Origin of the sequence: Pseudomonas sp. (assembly GCF_049653025.1) — a bacterium.
In the GTDB taxonomy this organism is placed as follows: Bacteria; Pseudomonadota; Gammaproteobacteria; order Pseudomonadales; family Pseudomonadaceae; genus Aquipseudomonas.
The window spans coordinates 621347-639327 of record NZ_JBASFM010000006.1; the positions used below are offsets into that span (position 1 = coordinate 621347).

Here is a 17981-nt window from a genome sequence, read left to right on the forward strand (position 1 = left end):
CGGATTGACCGGGTTACAGGCCCAGTACCAGATGCATATAGCGTTTAAGCATGGCCAACATATCTTCACTGTCCAGATGATCAACGCCGTCCAGCAGGCCCTGATACTCCATGCGCACAATAATCGCCGTCAATAGCTTGGCATCCTGCTCGGCCTGCTGCGAACCCAGCACCTCAAAGAAATGCGTCACGCCCTGCAGCAGAATCTGCCGATGCGCACGCACCAGCTCGTGCAAGCGCGGGTTGAGCAAGGCTTCCTGCTGAAAGGCCTGCTCGGCCAGCAGGTGTTCGCGGCGCGTGAGCAATTGCTGACGCACGTACTCCACGGCCAAACGGGCGATTTCATTGGCCAAACGCCGGCGCGCTTCGGCACTGCCATCCAGACGGCTGACCTGCTCACGCAACAAGCCTTCGGTACTGCTCCAGAACTGGCCCATATGGGCCGCACTGCGCTCGACAAACTGGGTAAAGGTATCGGTGATCAGGTCATTGATGTCTTTGAAGTAATAGGTGGTCGCCGACAGCGGCACCTCAGCCTCCGCGGCCACCGCACGGTGGCGCACGGCGCGCACGCCTTCACGCACGATAATGCGCATGGCGGCGTCGAGAATCGCCTGACGCCGCTGTTCGCTGCCCTGACGACTGGCCTTGCGCCCTTGATACTGCACACTCTCGGCAACGGCATTGGCCACGTGGGTAGCGCTTTCTTGGGCAGGCTTGGCAGTCACAGCACGATGTTCCTCTCAAGTTATTGCAGGATCATTTAAGACTTAGTCAGTAGACCGCAAAAGTAACCCATTTACCGACAATAAAAAGCCAGGCAATAAAAAGCCGCCCTGAGGCGGCTTTGCAAACATCAGGCTTGCGGGCGCATATGCGGGAACAGGATCACATCGCGGATCGACGGTGAGTTGGTCAGCAACATCACCAGACGGTCGATGCCGATGCCTTCACCGGCCGTTGGCGGCATGCCGTATTCCAGGGCGCGGACGAAGTCGGCGTCGTAGTGCATGGCTTCGTCGTCGCCGGCGTCCTTGTCAGCCACCTGGGCCATAAAGCGCTCGGCCTGGTCTTCCGCGTCGTTCAACTCGGAGTAAGCGTTGGCGATTTCACGGCCACCGATAAACAGCTCGAAGCGGTCGGTGACGTTGGGGTTGTCGTCGTTACGACGGGCCAGCGGCGACACTTCAAACGGGTACTGGGTGATGAAGTGCGGCTGCTCCAGCTTGTGCTCGACCAGTTCTTCGAAAATCATCACCTGCAGTTTGCCCAGGCCTTCGAAGCCCAACACCTTGGCACCGGCTTTCTTGGCGATGGCACGGGCCTTGTCGATGTCGGTCAGGTCGTCAGCGGTCAACTCAGGGTTGTACTTGAGGATCGAATCGAACACCGACAGACGCACGAACGGCTCGCCGAAGTGGAACACCTTGTCGCCGTACGGCACGTCGGTGCTGCCCAGAACCAGCTGCGCCAGCTCGCGGAACAGTTCTTCGGTCAGGTCCATGTTGTCTTCGTAGTCGGCGTACGCCTGGTAGAACTCCAACATGGTGAACTCAGGGTTGTGCCGAGTCGAAACGCCTTCGTTACGGAAGTTGCGGTTGATTTCGAAGACTTTCTCGAAACCACCAACCACCAGGCGCTTGAGGTACAGCTCCGGCGCGATGCGCAGGAACATGCCCATGTCCAGAGCGTTGTGGTGAGTCTCGAATGGCTTGGCCGCCGCGCCGCCAGGAATGGTCTGCAGCATCGGCGTTTCCACTTCGAGGAAGTCACGCTGCATCAGGAAACTGCGAATGTGCGCAATCACCTGCGAACGCACGCGGAAGGTCTGACGCACGTCTTCGTTGACGATCAGGTCGACGTAGCGCTGACGGTAGCGCTGCTCGGTGTCGGACAGGCCATGATGCTTGTCCGGCAGCGGACGCAGGGATTTGGTCAGCAGGCGCACGTTAGTCATCTCGACGTACAGGTCGCCCTTGCCGGAACGCGCCAGGGTGCCTTCGGCGGCGATGATGTCGCCCATGTCCCAGGTCTTCACCGCGGCCAGGGTTTCTTCGGTCAGGGTCTTGCGGTTGACGTAGACCTGGATGCGCCCGGTCATGTCCTGGATCACCATAAACGAACCACGGTTGAGCATGATGCGCCCGGCCACCTTGACCGGAATGGCAGCGGCTTCCAGCTCTTCCTTGGTCTTCTCGGCGTACTGCTTCTGCAGGTCCGCGCAGTAGTTGTCGCGGCGGAAGTCATTCGGGAAGGCATTGCCTTGCTCACGCACGGCCGCAAGCTTTTCCTTGCGCAGGGCAATCAGCTTGTTTTCTTCCTGCTGCAGTTCGTGGTGGTCGAGTTGTTGGTCGCTCATGGTCGTTCGTCTGTCCTGTCAATCGTTGGCGGATGGTCGGACCGCGCGCGGCGCGCCCAACCTGCCTAAAACCATCACCCGGCGGTTAGAGCCCCTGCTTGAGGCTCGCTACCAGGTATTCATCAATGTCGCCGTCGAGCACTTTGTCGCAATCACTGCGCTCGATATTGGTCCGCAGATCCTTGATCCGCGAAGCATCGAGCACATAGGAGCGAATCTGGTGGCCCCAGCCGATATCCGACTTGGTCTCTTCCAGCGCCTGCGAAGCCGCGTTGCGCTTCTGCACTTCCTGCTCGTACAGGCGCGCACGGAGCATCTTCATCGCGGTGTCTTTGTTGGCGTGCTGCGAGCGTTCGTTCTGGCACGCCACCACGGTGTTGCTCGGTACGTGGGTGATACGTACAGCCGAGTCGGTGGTGTTTACGTGCTGACCACCGGCACCCGATGAACGATAGGTATCAATGCGCAGGTCTGCTGGATTGATCTCGATCTCGATGTTGTCATCGATTTCCGGCGAGACGAACACCGCAGAGAACGAGGTGTGGCGACGGTTACCGGAGTCGAACGGGCTCTTGCGCACCAGCCGGTGCACGCCGATCTCGGTACGCAGCCAGCCAAAGGCGTATTCGCCCTTGATATGCACGGTCGCACCCTTGATCCCGGCGACTTCACCGGCGGACAGCTCGACGATCTCGGCACTGAAACCGCGTTTGTCAGCCCAACGCAGGTACATGCGCAGCAGGATGTTGGCCCAGTCCTGCGCCTCGGTGCCGCCGGAGCCGGCCTGGATGTCCAGGTAGGCGTTGTTCGGGTCCATCTCGCCGCTGAACATGCGGCGGAATTCAAGCTTCTCGAGGATGCCGCGCAGGCGCTCGACTTCGCTGACGACGTCCTCCACCGCGCCTTCGTCGTTCTCTTCGACGGCCATATCGAGCAGGTCGCGCGAATCGGCCAGGCTGCCGTGCAGGTCGTCCAGGGTGTCGACGATCAGCGCCAGGGACGCGCGCTCGCGGCCTAGATTCTGGGCGTATTCGGGGTTGTTCCAGACGCTCGGGTCTTCGAGTTCGCGGTTTACTTCGACCAGCCGATCATGTTTGTGATCGTAGTCAAAGATACCCCCGAATAGTCTGGGTGCGCTCGGACAGGTCCTTGATGCTATTAAGGATCGGGTTGATTTCCATGGCTGGCAGCACTCGCAGGTCAAACTTTCGGAAAAGCCGGCGAGTATACCCCAGTCCAACAGCCCCTGGCAGCCCGCAATGGCCGCCGAGTCACGCCAGGGCGGACCAACGGCGCACTCTGGCGCTGACCGATCAGGTGCCCGCCACTCGTAAACTCACGCACCCGACTAGTAGACTCAAACCCGCCAGACGAGACGGTTCGCCACAAGCAGAGCAAGCCAACAACCCGCTCTTCCCCTATAAAGGAAGAGCCACCATGCCCTTTTGAGGTTACCGGATAATGCCGTTTTTCCGTCGCTGGCTGGACCAGGGCCTCGATCTCTTCCAGCGTCATGCCGTGCTCGGCATGACGCTGGTGTTGCTGCTCAGCCTGAGCGGACTGACCTGGCACCTGCAGCAGATCTTCACCCAGCAACTGCACCAGGCGGCGCTGAAGAATGCCCAGTTGTACACCGCCGCCCTGACCGAATTCCGCAGCCTCTATACCTCCGAGGTGGTCGTCCGCGCTCGCCAGCACGGCATGACCATCACCCACGACTACCAGAACAACCCGCAGGCCATCCCGCTGCCGGCGACCATGAGCATGCTGCTCGGCAGCCGCCTGGGCGAACAGGGCACGGGGCTGCGCACTCGCCTCTACAGCCCCTACCCCTTTCCCTGGCGGCAACAGGAAGGCGGCCTCCGTGACAGCTTCGGCGAGCAAGCCTGGCAAGCCCTGCTGGCCAGCCCCGAACAACCCTTCTATCGCCTCGAGGAGCAGGACGGCAAGCTGCTGCTGCGCTATGCCACCGCCGACCGCATGCGCCCCGCCTGCGTCGATTGCCATAACAGCCACCCCGATTCGCCACGGCGCGGCTGGCAGGAAGGCGACCTGCGCGGCATTCTGGAAATCAACCAGGTGCTGGATGCCAGCAGCCTGAATGTGCGCGCCCTGCCGCTCGAGGTCGCCGGCGTCACCCTGGCGATACTGGCACTGCTCAGCACCCTGCTGGCCCTGGTGGTCGGCCGCTTGCATCGCGCCCGTGAAGAAGCTCAGTGCCTCAGCCAGGAGCTGAACCTGCTCAACAAGGCACTGCAACGGGAAGTCGTCGAGCGCCACCAGGCGGAGCAGACCCTGCGCACGGTCAATGAGACCCTGCTGCAACTGACCAACCGCGACCCCCTGACCCAGATCGCCAACCGCCGCTGCTTCGAGGACTACCTGGCGCTGGAGTGGAACCGCGCCCTACGCGCCGACAGCTCGCTCGGTCTGATCATGATGGATATCGACCATTTCAAGGCCTACAACGACCACTACGGCCACCAGGCCGGCGACCGTTGCCTGCAGCGCGTCGCCGCTTTGCTGCAAAACACGGCGCAACGCTCTAGCGACCTGGTGGCGCGCTATGGGGGCGAGGAGTTCGTCATCGTGTTGCCGGATGCCTCGATCGAGACCGCCCTGGCCCTGGCCGAGGCCATGCGCGAAGGCGTGGAGGCGCTGCAGTTGGAGCATGCCGCCTCACCGACCAGTCCCTGGGTGACCCTGAGCCTGGGTGCCGCCAGCCTGATCCCGCGCGCCGACAACAGCCCCGAGCAACTGATCCAAAGCGCCGACCAGGCGCTCTACCGGGCCAAGGTTGGCGGGCGCAATCACTGCGAAAACGGCACCGACTAAAGGGCTGAGGCTCAGCGCGCCCATCAAGCCAAACGCGTCGGCCTAGAACCTATTTACGATCTCGCGAGCCAGAGCGAGACAAGGCAAAAAAGCCGAAGAAGCGCAGTTTACGAGCTGTAAATGAGCATTCTGAGGCTGTTTTTAACGCGGCAGCGCCGACGCACAGCAGATCGTAATCAGGTTCTTACAAACGTAACAACTGGTCGGCCAGCTCGGCCGCATGGCGCTCGACAATCAGCGGCACCAGGTTGTCGTTGTAGTCGAGCAGACGCGGGTAGATAAACTTCCAGCGCGGCAGCGCCCGCTGCAAGCGTTGCTGCGCCTGGGCATCGGTTAGCTCGCCGGCGAGGCTGGCGAGTTCGCCATCCACCTGCTTGGCCAGCACGTCGATATCCTGATTCAGGTAATGCTGCTGTTGCTCCGGCAGGATTTCGATATCACCGACATAGGCCCGCGCGGTGTAACGTGCCGCCAGGTACTGCACCTTGACCGGCAGGCTTTGCAGGCGCTGCTCAGATGCCGACAGCGGTTGGGGCAAGGCCTTCAACAACTGCTGCTCAAGCGCTTCGAGTGCAATCACCAGCTCGCGCTGGGCTTTGCTGTACTGGAAATTGAATTCCCACTGCAGGTCCGGCTCGCCAGGCTTGTAGGCCAGCGTCTGCTCGACCAACCCGGTAAAGGCGGTCAACGGCGGCTGCAGCTGCTCCATTGCCAGCCGCGCCGAATCCGTCAATGCCTGCGCCTGCAATGCACTCACGCGTTCACCCAGCTTGCCCAGGTCAGCCTGCACCTTGGCGGCCAGCTCGGCGTGCCCGCCTTCACCACGATGGATAAACAGGTCGGTACTGCTACGAAATACCAGCACCTGCGCCTGCTGCACCTGTGCCAAGGCTGCATCGGGGGCAGCCTGCAACAACGGGCTGAGGCACAGCATTCCCAGGGTCAGCAGGCAATTCTTGTAGATGCGGCGCATTGGGTATCCGTCCATAGCGAGAAAAGCGCCGAGTATAGGGAGGCAAACCGGCAGCGGCCATCACCGGTTCAGTGCAATAGGCAACACGTGCGTGGCGCGAGAATTGCCTCTGCACAGGGCTAATGGGCGCAATAAAACCTAAGCCTTCGTTAAAAAAGAAATAACCCACCTACTTTCGACAAACCATAATGCCCAGCACCCACTCTTCGCTGCGAGCCACCGCCGCATGATGACCCTGCGCCAGATCCGCCATTTCATCGCCGTCGCCGAAACCGGCTCGATTTCCGCCGCCGCCCAGGCGGTGTTTATTTCCCAGTCGACCCTGACCCTGGCCATCCAGCAACTGGAGGAGGAGATCGGCGTCAGCCTGTTCAACCGCCACGCCAAAGGTATGAGCCTGACCCACCAGGGCCACCAGTTCCTGCGCCAGGCGCACCTGATCCTGGCCACTGTGGACAATGCCAAGCGCAGCCTGCAGCAGAGCACCGACCAGGTCGCCGGCAGCCTGACCATTGGCGTAACCAGCCTGGTTGCCGGTTACTACTTGGCCGACCCGATCACCCGCTTCCAGCGTGCCTACCCCAACGTGCAGGTGCGCGTAGTCGAGGATGAGCGCCCCTATATCGAGCACCTGCTGGTCAGCGGCGAGATCGATGTCGGCGTGCTGATCCTCTCAAACCTGGAAGACCGCCACGCCCTGCAGACCGAGGTGCTGACCCATTCGCCGCACCGCCTATGGCTGCCGGCGCGGCATCCGTTGCTAGAACGCGACAGCATCAGCCTGGCGGATGTAGCCAGCGAGCCGCTGATCCAGCTCAACGCCGACGAAATGGGCCTGCACACCCAACGCATCTGGGGCCGCGCCGGCATGACGCCGACCATCACCCTGCGCACCGCCTCGGTGGAAGCGGTGCGCAGCCTGGTGGCGGCCGGCCTTGGTTTGTCGATCCAGCCGGACATGACCTACCGCCCCTGGTCGCTGGAAGGCGACATCATCGAGGCCTTGCCGCTGGCTGACCTGAGCGAGCCAATGGACGTCGGCCTGGCCTGGCGCCGAGGCACGGCGCGGCCTGCACTGGTTGACCCGTTCCTCTCGGTAGCACGCGAACAGCCAAACAATCGCAAGGTTTCGATTTAATCGAACGCTGCTTTCAATATTTAGAATTTGTCGACCGCTGCACCGGGCTCTAGTCTCAGCTTCATAAAGACGCAGGCGCTCCGGGCAGTTACTGGAGCCGTCATGCAGGCAGAAACCAAAAAAAGAACGCCAAAAATGCCAGAACCCACCCTGTACAGCGCACTGCTGATCGACGGCCAATTGGTCGGCGGGGAAGGTTTGGCCGAAGCCATCATCAATCCCGCCAGCGGCGAAGTGCTCACCACCATCGCCGAAGCCTCGCTGGAGCAGGTGGAAGCCGCCGTGCAGGCCGCCCACCGCGCCTTCGCCGGCTGGTCGCGGACCACTCCGGCCCAACGCGCCACAGCACTGCTGGCCATCGCCGATGCCATCGAACAGAACGCCGAGCAGCTCGCTCGTCTGGAATCGCTGAACTGCGGCAAGCCGCTGCACCTGGCGCGTCAGGACGACATCCCCGCCACCGCCGATGTGTTCCGCTTCTTCGCCGGCGCCGTGCGCTGCCAGCAGGGTCAGCTGGCTGGCGAATACGTGCCGGGCCACACCAGCATGGTGCGCCGCGACCCGGTGGGCGTGGTCGCGTCCATCGCACCGTGGAATTACCCACTGATGATGGCCGCCTGGAAGATCGCCCCGGCCCTGGCCGCCGGCAACACAATGATCTTCAAACCCTCGGAACACACCCCGCTGTCGATCCTGGCCCTGGCTCCGGCACTGGCGCAGACCCTACCGCCGGGCGTGCTGAACATCATCTGTGGCGGTGGCGAAGGCGTCGGCAGCCAGCTGGTTGGCCACCCGCGCATCCGCATGGTGTCGCTGACCGGCGATATCGTCACCGGGCAGAAGATCCTGCAGACCGCCGCGCGCACGCTGAAACGCACGCACCTGGAACTGGGCGGCAAGGCGCCGGTGATCGTCTGCAACGACGCTGACCTTGACGCCGTGGTGCAGGGCATTCGCACCCACGGTTACTACAACGCCGGCCAGGATTGCACCGCCGCCTGCCGCATCTACGCTCAGGCCGGCATCCACGACCGCCTAGTCGCCGAGCTGGGCGATGCGGTGGCGAGCATCCGTTTCGCCCGCAAGAAAGACAGCGATAACGAGATCGGCCCGCTGATCAGCGCCCGCCAGCGCGACCGCGTGGCCAGCTTCGTCGAGCGCGCCCTCGGCCAGCCGCATATCGAGCGGGTCACCGGTGCCGCCGTGCATTCCGGCGCTGGCTTCTATTACCAGCCAACCCTGCTGGCCGGCTGCAAGCAGAACGACGAGATCGTCCAGCGCGAAGTGTTCGGTCCGGTGGTCACCGTCACCCGTTTCGACCAGTTGAACCAGGCGCTGGACTGGGCCAACGACTCCGAGTACGGCCTGGCCAGCTCGGTGTGGACGCAGAACCTGGACAAGGCCTTCCAGCTGGCCAACCGCCTGCAATATGGCTGCACCTGGATCAACACCCATTTCATGCTGGCCAGCGAAATGCCCCACGGCGGCCTCAAGCGTTCCGGCTACGGCAAGGACCTGTCCAGCGACTCACTGCAGGATTACAGCGTGGTGCGCCACATCATGGCGCGCCACGGACAACAACTAGACTGAGTAACACCGCCGGCTCGGCAGCCGTATCGCCGAACGACATTCAACTGCCCCGATAACAGCCCACAAGAAGAGGGAATCACAATGTCCGCGTATAAAACTGCAGTGCTCAGCGCACTGGCCACCGCTCTGCTCGCCGCCGGTGCCGCCCAGGCCGCCGAACCGCTGAAAACCCTGGGCAAGGCCGAAGGCCAGCTCGATATCATTGCCTGGCCCGGCTACATCGAGCGCGGCGAAACCGACAAGAACTACGACTGGGTGACCCAGTTCGAAAAAGACAGCGGCTGCAAGGTCAACGTCAAAACCGCCGCCACCTCCGACGAGATGGTCAGCCTGATGGCCAAGGGCGGCTACGACCTGGTCACCGCCTCCGGCGATGCCTCCTTGCGCCTGATTGCCGGCAAGCGCGTGCAGCCAGTCAATATCGACCTGATCCCCAGCTGGAAGAACGTCGACAGCCGCCTGCAGAATTCGCCCTGGCACGTGGTCGCCGGCCAGCACTACGGCACGCCCTACCAGTGGGGCCCGAACGTACTGATGTACAGCACCACGCTGTTCAAGGAAGCACCGACCAGCTGGAAAGTCGTGTTCGAGGAGCAAACCCTGGCCGACGGCAAGAGCAACAAGGGCCGCGTGCAGGCCTACGACGGCCCGATCTACATCGCCGACGCCGCCCTCTACCTGAAGGCGACAAAACCGGACCTGGGCATCACCGACCCCTACTTGCTCAATGAGGCCCAGTACGCCGCCGTGCTCGAAGTGCTGCGCGCCCAGCAGCCGCTGATCCACCGCTACTGGCACGACGTCACCGTACAGATGAACGACTTCAAGAACGAAGGCGTGGTGGCCTCCGGCGCCTGGCCGTATCAGGTCAACGCGCTGCAACTGGAGAAACAGCCGATCGCCTCCACCGTACCGGTTGAAGGCGCCACCGGCTGGGCCGACACCACCATGCTGCACGCCGAAGCCAAGCACCCGGTGTGCGCCTACAAGTGGATGGACTGGTCACTGCAACCCAAGGTGCAGGGTGACCTGGCCTCTTGGTTCGGCTCGGTACCGGCTGTGCCAGCGGCCTGCAAGGACAACGCCCTGCTCGGCGCCGAAGGCTGCAAGACCAACGGCTTCGACAACTTCGAGAAGATCGCCTTCTGGAAAACCCCGCAGGCCGAGGGTGGCAAGTACGTCCCGTATAGCCGCTGGACCCAGGACTACATCGCCATCATGGGCGGTAGATAAGGGTTCCGCGCTGGCTGCGCGGTCCGTGGGCGGCGTTGTGTCCTCGCACGAAGCTCGCCTACCAGACGGTATGTCTCGCTTCGTGCTGCGGGACGCCTTGCCCACAGACCGCTCGCTCAGCGCTGCCTCAACTTAGCCCAGGGGTGAAACACACACCTGGGTCGCCCATTCCAAACAATTGGTTTCACCGCTGTACATCAACCACCGACTCTCCCGTCTTGTGTCGGCAAACCCAACCCGGGCGAGACGGTGGTGGATGGCTTTTATCCTGGAGCAATTGAAATGACCCTTGCAGTGCAATTCACCGATGTGTCCCGCGCGTTCGGCGACGTCAAAGCCGTCGACCGGGTGTCCATCGACATCCAGGATGGCGAATTCTTTTCCATGCTCGGCCCGTCCGGCTCGGGCAAAACCACCTGCCTGCGCCTGATCGCCGGCTTCGAGCAGCCAAGTAGCGGCTCCATTCGTATTCATGGCGTGGAGGCCGTGGGCCTGGCGCCCTACCGTCGCGACGTCAACACGGTGTTCCAGGATTACGCCCTGTTCCCGCACATGAACGTGCTGGACAACGTCGCCTACGGCCTCAAGGTCAAGGGCGTCGGCAAGTCCGAACGCCTGGCCCGCGCCGAGGAAGCCCTGGGCATGGTCGCCCTCGGCAGCTACGGCGCGCGCAAACCGGCGCAACTGTCCGGCGGCCAGCGTCAGCGCGTGGCCCTGGCCCGCGCCCTGGTCAACCGGCCGCGGGTGCTGCTGCTCGATGAGCCGCTCGGTGCCCTCGACCTCAAGCTGCGCGAGCAGATGCAGAGCGAGCTGAAGAAGCTGCAACGCCAGCTCGGCATCACCTTCATCTTCGTCACCCACGACCAGAGCGAAGCGCTGTCCATGTCGGACCGCGTGGCGGTGTTCAACAAGGGCCGCATCGAGCAGGTCGACACCCCGCGCAACCTCTACATGAAGCCGGCCACCCCGTTCGTCGCCGAGTTCGTCGGCACCTCCAACGTGCTCAAGGGCGAGCTGGCCGCGCAGATCAACGGCTCGCCGCTGCCGGTGTCGATCCGTCCGGAACACACCCGCCTGGGCAACGGCGAGACCCTGGGCAACGACGAAGTGGAAATCAGCGGCCTGCTGCACGACATCCAGTACCAGGGTGCCTCGACCCGTTTCGAGATCCAGCTGGAGAACGGCCAGAACTTCTCCGTCAGCCAGGCCAACAACCAATGGCAACTGGGCGATGCGCCGGTGCAGCCAGGCCAGCGGGTCAGCGCGCGCTGGGCGCGTGGTGCCATGGTCGGCCTGCGCGAGGACGTGTGAGATGAGCCAGACCCTCGCCCTCGACCACAGCGGCGGCCTCATGCGCCGGCTGTCCGACCTGCTCTACCGCAAGCCGACGCTGTACCTGTCGATGCTGCTGATTCCACCGCTGCTGTGGTTTGGCGCGGTGTACCTGGGTTCGCTACTGACCCTGCTGTGGCAAGGTTTCTACACCTTCGACGACTTCAGCATGACGGTCACTCCAGACCTCACCCTGGCCAACTTCGCCGCGCTGTTCCAGGCGGCCAACTTCGACATCATCCTGCGCACCGTCGGCATGGCGGTGGCGGTGTCGATCGCCAGCGGCCTGATCGCCTTCCCCATCGCCTACTACATGGCGCGCTACACCACGGGCAAGACCAAGGCCTTCTTCTACATCGCGGTGATGCTGCCGATGTGGGCCAGCTACATCGTCAAGGCCTATGCCTGGACCCTACTGCTGGCCAAGGGCGGCGTGGCCATGTGGTTTATCCAGGCGCTGCACCTGCAACCGCTGCTGCAGCTGATCCTCGAAGTGCCGGGGGTGGGCGGCAACACTCTGTCGACCTCGCACCTGGGGCGCTTTCTGGTGTTCGTCTACATCTGGCTGCCGTTTATGATCCTGCCGATCCAGGCGTCGCTGGAACGCCTGCCGCCCTCCTTGCTGCAAGCCTCGGCCGACCTCGGCGCCAAGCCCCGGCAAACCTTTATGCAAGTGATTCTGCCGCTGTCGATCCCGGGCATCGCCGCCGGCTCGATCTTCACCTTCAGCCTGACCCTCGGCGACTTTATCGTGCCGCAGTTGGTGGGGCCGCCCGGCTTCTTCATCGGCAACATGGTGTATTCCCAGCAGGGCTCGATCGGCAACATGCCGATGGCCGCCGCCTTCACCCTGGTGCCGATCGTGCTGATCGCCGTATACCTGTCCATCGTCAAACGTCTGGGGGCCTTCGATGCGCTCTAAAGCCGAAAAGCACGGGGATCAAGCCTCCTGGGGCCTGAAACTGGCCGCCTGGGGCGGGTTGCTGTTCCTGCACTTCCCGATCCTGATCATCTTTATCTACGCCTTCAACACCGAAAGCTCGGGCTTCAGCTTTCCGCCGCAGGGCTTCACCCTGCACTGGTTCAGCGTGGCCCTGGCCCGTCCGGATGTACTGGAAGCGATCAAGCTGTCGGCGCAGATCGCCGCCCTGGCGACCCTGGTCGCGATGATCCTCGGCACCCTGGCCGCCGCCGCGTTGTACCGCCGCGACTTCTTCGGCAAGGAAAGCATCTCCATGCTGCTGATCCTGCCGATCGCCCTGCCCGGCATCATCACCGGCCTGGCCCTGCTGGCGGCGTTCAAGAGCTTCGGCATCGAGCCGGGCTTCCTGACCATCGTCATCGGCCATGCGACCTTCTGCGTGGTGATCGTCTACAACAACGTCATCGCGCGTTTCCGCCGCACCAGCCACAGCCTGATCGAGGCGAGCATGGACCTGGGTGCCGATGGCTGGCAGACCTTCCGCTACATCGTCCTGCCCAACCTCGGCTCGGCCCTGCTGGCCGGCGGCATGCTGGCCTTCGCCCTGTCGTTCGACGAGATCATCGTCACCACCTTCACCGCCGGCCACGAACGCACCCTGCCGCTGTGGCTGCTCAACCAGCTGTCACGCCCGCGTGATGTGCCGGTAACCAACGTGGTCGCCATGCTGGTGATGCTGGTGACCATGCTACCGATCCTCGGTGCCTACTACCTGACCAAGGGTGGTGAAGGCGTGGCCGGCAGCGGCAAGTAAGGACGCGGGGCAAAAAGTAGGGTGGATCACGCTTCATCGATCCACCACTGCCGGCAGAGACGCCCATGGTGGATGTAAAAAGCGACATCCACCCGACAAGAACATTCCTGCAAACCCGATAGCGAGGTTGAAGCGATGCAAAGCAAACTCCTGATCAACGGCGAACTGGTCGACGGCCTCGGTGCCGCGCAGCCGGTGCTCAACCCCTCCCAGGGCTCGGTGCTGGTGCAGATTCCGGAAGCCACCCCGGAGCAGATCGACGCCGCCGTGCGCGCCGCCGACGCTGCCTTCGACAGTTGGTCGCAGACCACCCCAGGCCAGCGCTCCGCCCTGCTGCTGGCCCTGGCCGACGCCATCGACGCCAACGCCGACGAGCTGGCCCGCCTGGAATCGCAGAACTGCGGCAAGCCCTACGCCGCTGCGCGCAACGACGAGCTGCCGGCGATCGCCGACGTATTCCGCTTCTTCGCCGGTGCCGCGCGCTGCCTGCAAGGCTCAGCCGCCGGCGAATACCTGCCCGGCCATACCTCGATGATCCGCCGCGACCCGATCGGCGTGGTCGCCTCCATCGCGCCGTGGAACTACCCACTGATGATGGCCGCCTGGAAGCTGGCCCCAGCCCTGGCCGCCGGCAACTGCGTGGTGCTCAAACCGTCCGAGCAGACCCCGCTGACCGCCCTGCGCCTGGGCCAGCTGATCGCCGGGATCTTCCCCGCCGGCGTGGTCAACATCGTCTTCGGCCGCGGTGCCAGCGTCGGCGAGCCACTGGTCACCCATCCCAAGGTGCGCATGGTGTCGCTGACCGGCTCCATCCCCACCGGGGCCAATATCATCGCCAGCACGGCCGCCTCGGTTAAGCGCATGCATATGGAGCTGGGCGGCAAGGCCCCGGTGATCATCTTCAACGACGCCGACATCGACGCCGCCGTGGAAGGTATCCGCACCTTCGGCTTCTACAACGCCGGCCAGGACTGCACCGCCGCCTGCCGCATCTACGCGCAGAAAGGCGTCTACGAGAAGTTCGTCGCCGCCCTCGGTGCCGCCGTCAGCTCGATCAAGCATGGCCTGCAGGACGACGCCAGCACCGAACTCGGCCCACTGATCACCGAGGTGCATCGCCAGCGCGTGGCCGGCTTCGTCGAGCGCGCCAGCGCCGTTTCACACATCGAAGTGGTCACCGGCGGCAAGGCCCCGGCCGGCAGCGGCTTCTTCTTCCTGCCGACGGTGCTGGCCGGTGCCCTGCAGGACGACGAAATCGTACGCCGCGAAGTGTTCGGCCCGGTGGTCTCGGTCACCCCGTTCGACGACGAAGCGCAGGCCCTGGCCTGGGCCAACGCCTCCGACTACGGCCTGGCCAGCTCGGTATGGACCAGCGACGTCGGCCGCGCCCACCGCATGGCCGCGCGTTTGCAGTACGGCTGCACCTGGGTCAATACCCACTTCATGCTGGTCAGCGAGATGCCCCATGGCGGGGTGAAGCTGTCCGGTTATGGCAAGGACATGTCCATGTATGGGCTCGAGGATTACACCGCCATCCGCCACGTGATGTTCAAGCATTAACGCAACTGATCTGAACCTTTCGCCCGCCCGGCGGGCGTGAGGCTTGGGTCGCTCCGTCTTTTCCACCCCCCGAAAATCAGCTGGCGCACTAACAATGAAACAGCACCGCCGCTGGCGACACTCCGTCAGCGCGGGGCGGCGCGAAGGACGGGGTATCATGCGCGCCGCACACATCAGGCCAGCCTGCTTCCCTTACGGACAGCCGATGCCTGCGGCATACCCGCGAAGATCATCGTCATCACGGCCCGCACGGGCCAGTCGCAACCTGCGCGCCACTCCACCGCCTGCAGCGTTATAGGCTGTACTGCATCCAGATGCGTTCCGCCTGGCATGGGCCGGAGCAACGCTATGCATGTACGGCGCTTGACCCGAACTTTCAACCGGAGGCTCTACCATGACCATCACTCGCCGCGACTTCCTCAACGGCGTCGCTTTGACTATTGCGGCTGGCCTGACGCCGATCCAGGTGCTTCGCGCCAGCCCCTCCGGGCGTTACTACCCGCCGGCACTGACGGGGCTGCGCGGTAGCCATGTCGGCTCCTTCGAAGTTGCGCACCAGATGGGTTGGGAGAAGAAGGTGTTCGACACCGACAGCCTGCCGCTCAGTGAGGAGTACGACCTGGTGGTGGTCGGTGGCGGCCTCAGCGGACTGTCCGCCGCCTGGTTCTACCGGCAGCAACACCCACAGGCACGCATCCTGATCATCGAGAACCACGACGACTTCGGCGGTCACGCCAAGCGCAACGAGTTCGAAGCCGGCGGGCGCACCATCATCGGTTACGGCGGCAGCGAGTCGTTCCAATCACCGAGCCACCTATTCAGCAAGACCGTGAACGACCTGATGCAAAGCCTCGGGGTACAGACCAAGCGTTTCGATACCGCCTTCGACCGCGACTTCTACCCCAACCTCGGCCTGTCGCGCGCGGTGTTCTTCGACAAGGAGAACTTCGGCGAAGACAAACTGGTTACCGGCGACCCGACGCCGATGGTGGCCGACGATATCGCCCCAGACAAATTGCATGCCCGCCCGATTGCCGAGTTCATCAACGACTTCCCGCTGCCGGAAGCCGACCGCCAGGCGCTGATCGCCCTGCACAATGCGCCCAAGGACTACCTCGCCGGCAAATCAGTCGACGAGAAAGAGCAGCACCTGAGCAAGACCAGCTACCGCGACTTCCTGCTCAAGGACGTCGGCCTCTCGCCGGCCGCCGTGAAGTATTTCCAGAGCCGTACCAACGACTTTATGGCGTTGAGCATTGATGCCGTGGCCGCCTACGACGCTTATTACGTTGGCTTCCCCGGTTTCAGCGCGATGAACCTGCCCCCGATCAGCGAAGAAGCCAAAGCCGAGATGGAAGAGCCGTACATCTACCACTTCCCGGACGGTAACGCCTCGGTCGCGCGCCTGCTGGTGCGCAGCCTGATTCCAGCCGTGGCTCCGGGCAAAGGCATGGAAGACATCGTCCTGGCCAAGTTCGATTACGCCAAGCTGGACGTGGCCGACAGTCCGATTCGCCTGCGCCTGAACAGCACTGCGGTGAGCGTGCACAACGTCACCGGCGGCGTCGATGTCGGCTACAGCCGTGGCGGCCAGCTGGCCCGCGTGCGCGGCAAACACTGCGTGCTGGCCAGCTACAACATGATGATCCCGTACCTGCTGCGCGACCTCTCGGCCGAACAGGCCCACGCGCTGAGCCAGAACGTCAAATACCCGCTGGTTTACACCAAGGTGGTGATCCGCAACTGGCAGGCCTTCACCACGCTCGGCGTGCATGAAATCTACGCGGCGACCCAGCCCTACAGCCGGATCAAACTCGACTACCCGGTGGACCTCGGCGACTACAAGCACCCACGTGACCCCAAGCAGCCGATCTGCCTACACATGGTGTATGTGCCGACCAGCCCGAACAGCGGCATGAATGCTCGCGACCAGGCCCGCGCGGGGCGTGGCAAGCTTTACGGCACCAGCTTCGAACAACTCGAAGCGCAGTTGCGCGAGCAACTGCAACGCATGCTCGGTGCAGGCGGCTTCGAGCACCACAAGGACATTCTGGCGATCACCGTCAACCGCTGGTCGCACGGCTACGCCGGCTACAGCAATAGCCTGTTCGATGACGAAGCAGAGAGCGAAAAACTGATGAACCTGGCTCGCCAGAAGGTCGGCAACGTCAGCATCGCCAACTCCGACGCGGCCTGGAGCGCCTATGCCCACGCCGCTATCGACGAAGCCGCACGCGCGGTAAACGAGCTGAGCTAAGCGCCCGGTCGAGTAGGTGACGGACGCCCATCCGCCGCCTGCTCACCTACCAGGGCGAGTGCACTCTAGCTAGCGGGCCAACAACTCCTGGCGCACCTGAGCCTCAAGCTCGACCTTCAGCGCTGGGTCCAGCTTGAGCTGACGGGCCAGTTCTTCCAGGTAAGCACGCTCCATAAAGTGCTCTTCATCGACCATCAGCACACTGGCCACGTACATTTCGGCGGCCATTTCCGGGGTGCTGGCGGCGCGCGCCACTTCAGCAGGGTCCAGCGGTTTGTTCAGTTCGGCCTGCAACCAGTGCTGCAGCTCGGCATCACTGGTCAGTTTGACCAATTCACCTTCGATCAGCTGTCGCTCGCGGGCATCGACGTGGCCGTCTGCCTTGGCGGCGGCGACCAGGGCCTTGAGAATCGCCTGGCTGTGCTGCTCAGCCTGCGGTGCCGGCAGGCGGTCGAGGGTCTGCGGCTCGCCCTGTGGCGCGCTGGCCTGCTGCGCCTGCCAATTGCCATAGGCCTTGTACGCCACCACGCCGAGCGCGGCCAAACCACCGTAAGTCAGCGCCTTGCCGCCCATCTTGCGCGCACTCTTGTTGCCCAGCAGCATGCCCAGCGCACCGGCCGCCAATGCGCCACCACCTGCACCTTTGAGCAAGGTACTCAGATCACCGCTCTGACCACCTTTGCCTGCCCCGCCGAGCAAACCACCCAGTGCGCCACCTAAACCGCCCAAACCACCGGACGAACCGCCAGCCATGCCGCCGGCGGATGCACCGCCAGACTTCTGCTGCAGCAGATCCGAACCGGATTTCAGCAACTGATCAAGCAATCCACGCGTATTCATCAACCGTTCTCCCTAAAAGTAGGTGTGCAGTCACACAGACTGATTCTAGGGACAGAGGTTTACCGCGACCTAACGCCAGAGTGCTTCGAAAGATTGCCAGCGGGCATAAAGGCCAGGAAAACCGGCTAT

Annotated in this window: 14 protein-coding genes; 9 read left to right on the forward strand and 5 right to left on the reverse strand. The window is 63.2% G+C overall.

The window, feature by feature from the left end; translation table 11 throughout:
* Nucleotides 1–13: 13 nt before the first annotated feature.
* The 3 genes from WBK23_RS05975 to prfB all read right to left on the reverse strand — a co-directional run bounded on the left by WBK23_RS05975 (nt 14) and on the right by prfB (nt 3539).
* Nucleotides 14–727 (reverse strand): TetR/AcrR family transcriptional regulator, encoded by a 714-nt coding sequence (locus WBK23_RS05975; protein ID WP_424483044.1) that lies wholly within the window; start codon nt 725–727, stop codon nt 14–16.
* Nucleotides 728–855: 128 nt separating this feature from the next.
* Nucleotides 856–2358, reverse strand: a complete 1503-nt coding sequence (lysS, locus tag WBK23_RS05980; RefSeq protein WP_424483045.1) for a lysine--tRNA ligase — start codon at nt 2356–2358, stop codon at nt 856–858.
* An 85-nt stretch (nt 2359–2443) separates the two neighbouring features.
* A protein-coding gene (prfB, locus tag WBK23_RS05985) for a peptide chain release factor 2 (protein WP_424483046.1) occupies nt 2444–3539 on the reverse strand; the annotation gives its coding sequence in 2 pieces (ribosomal slippage) (nt 2444–3466 and nt 3468–3539; 1095 coding nt in all).
* 280 nt (nt 3540–3819) lie between these two features.
* On the opposite strand from prfB, the gene WBK23_RS05990 reads away from it, so the two are divergent.
* A complete protein-coding gene (locus WBK23_RS05990; RefSeq protein ID WP_424483047.1) occupies nt 3820–5193 on the forward strand; it encodes a diguanylate cyclase domain-containing protein in 1374 nt (457 codons plus the stop codon).
* Between the two features lie 184 nt (nt 5194–5377).
* Here WBK23_RS05990 and WBK23_RS05995 read toward each other — a convergent pair whose 3' ends face one another.
* Nucleotides 5378–6166, reverse strand: coding sequence for a hypothetical protein (locus WBK23_RS05995; RefSeq protein WP_424483048.1), 789 nt, complete (start codon nt 6164–6166; stop codon nt 5378–5380).
* 226 nt (nt 6167–6392) lie between these two features.
* Here WBK23_RS05995 and WBK23_RS06000 point away from each other — a divergent pair, with 226 nt between their 5' ends.
* The 8 genes from WBK23_RS06000 (at nt 6393) to WBK23_RS06035 (ending at nt 17012) form a co-directional block, all read left to right on the forward strand.
* Nucleotides 6393–7304 (forward strand): LysR family transcriptional regulator, encoded by a 912-nt coding sequence (locus WBK23_RS06000; RefSeq protein WP_424483049.1) that lies wholly within the window; start codon nt 6393–6395, stop codon nt 7302–7304.
* Nucleotides 7305–7439: 135 nt separating this feature from the next.
* A complete protein-coding gene (locus WBK23_RS06005) occupies nt 7440–8894 on the forward strand; it encodes a gamma-aminobutyraldehyde dehydrogenase (protein ID WP_424483050.1) in 1455 nt (484 codons plus the stop codon).
* A gap of 81 nt (nt 8895–8975) precedes the next feature.
* The gene (gene ydcS, locus WBK23_RS06010) at nt 8976–10127 is read left to right on the forward strand and encodes a putative ABC transporter substrate-binding protein YdcS (protein ID WP_424483051.1); all 1152 of its coding nucleotides are present in this window, start codon (nt 8976–8978) and stop codon (nt 10125–10127) included.
* A 282-nt stretch (nt 10128–10409) separates the two neighbouring features.
* Entirely contained in the window at nt 10410–11438 is a 1029-nt protein-coding gene (locus tag WBK23_RS06015) for an ABC transporter ATP-binding protein (RefSeq protein WP_424483052.1), read from the forward strand.
* 1 nt (nt 11439) lies between these two features.
* Nucleotides 11440–12381 (forward strand): ABC transporter permease, encoded by a 942-nt coding sequence (locus WBK23_RS06020; RefSeq protein ID WP_424483053.1) that lies wholly within the window; start codon nt 11440–11442, stop codon nt 12379–12381.
* The gene (locus tag WBK23_RS06025) at nt 12371–13195 is read left to right on the forward strand and encodes an ABC transporter permease (protein WP_424483054.1); all 825 of its coding nucleotides are present in this window, start codon (nt 12371–12373) and stop codon (nt 13193–13195) included. Before WBK23_RS06020 ends, WBK23_RS06025 begins: the two co-directional genes overlap by 11 nt.
* Before the next feature lie 135 nt (nt 13196–13330).
* On the forward strand, nt 13331–14755 hold the full coding sequence (locus WBK23_RS06030; RefSeq protein WP_424483055.1) for a gamma-aminobutyraldehyde dehydrogenase: 1425 nt from the start codon (nt 13331–13333) through the stop codon (nt 14753–14755).
* 394 nt (nt 14756–15149) lie between these two features.
* Complete coding sequence (locus WBK23_RS06035; protein ID WP_424483056.1) at nt 15150–17012, forward strand: NAD(P)-binding protein; 1863 nt, start codon at nt 15150–15152, stop codon at nt 17010–17012.
* 69 nt (nt 17013–17081) lie between these two features.
* Here the strand turns inward: WBK23_RS06035 and WBK23_RS06040 are convergent, their stop codons facing one another.
* On the reverse strand, nt 17082–17852 hold the full coding sequence (locus tag WBK23_RS06040) for a tellurite resistance TerB family protein (protein ID WP_424483057.1): 771 nt from the start codon (nt 17850–17852) through the stop codon (nt 17082–17084).
* Nucleotides 17853–17981: the final 129 nt, after the last annotated feature.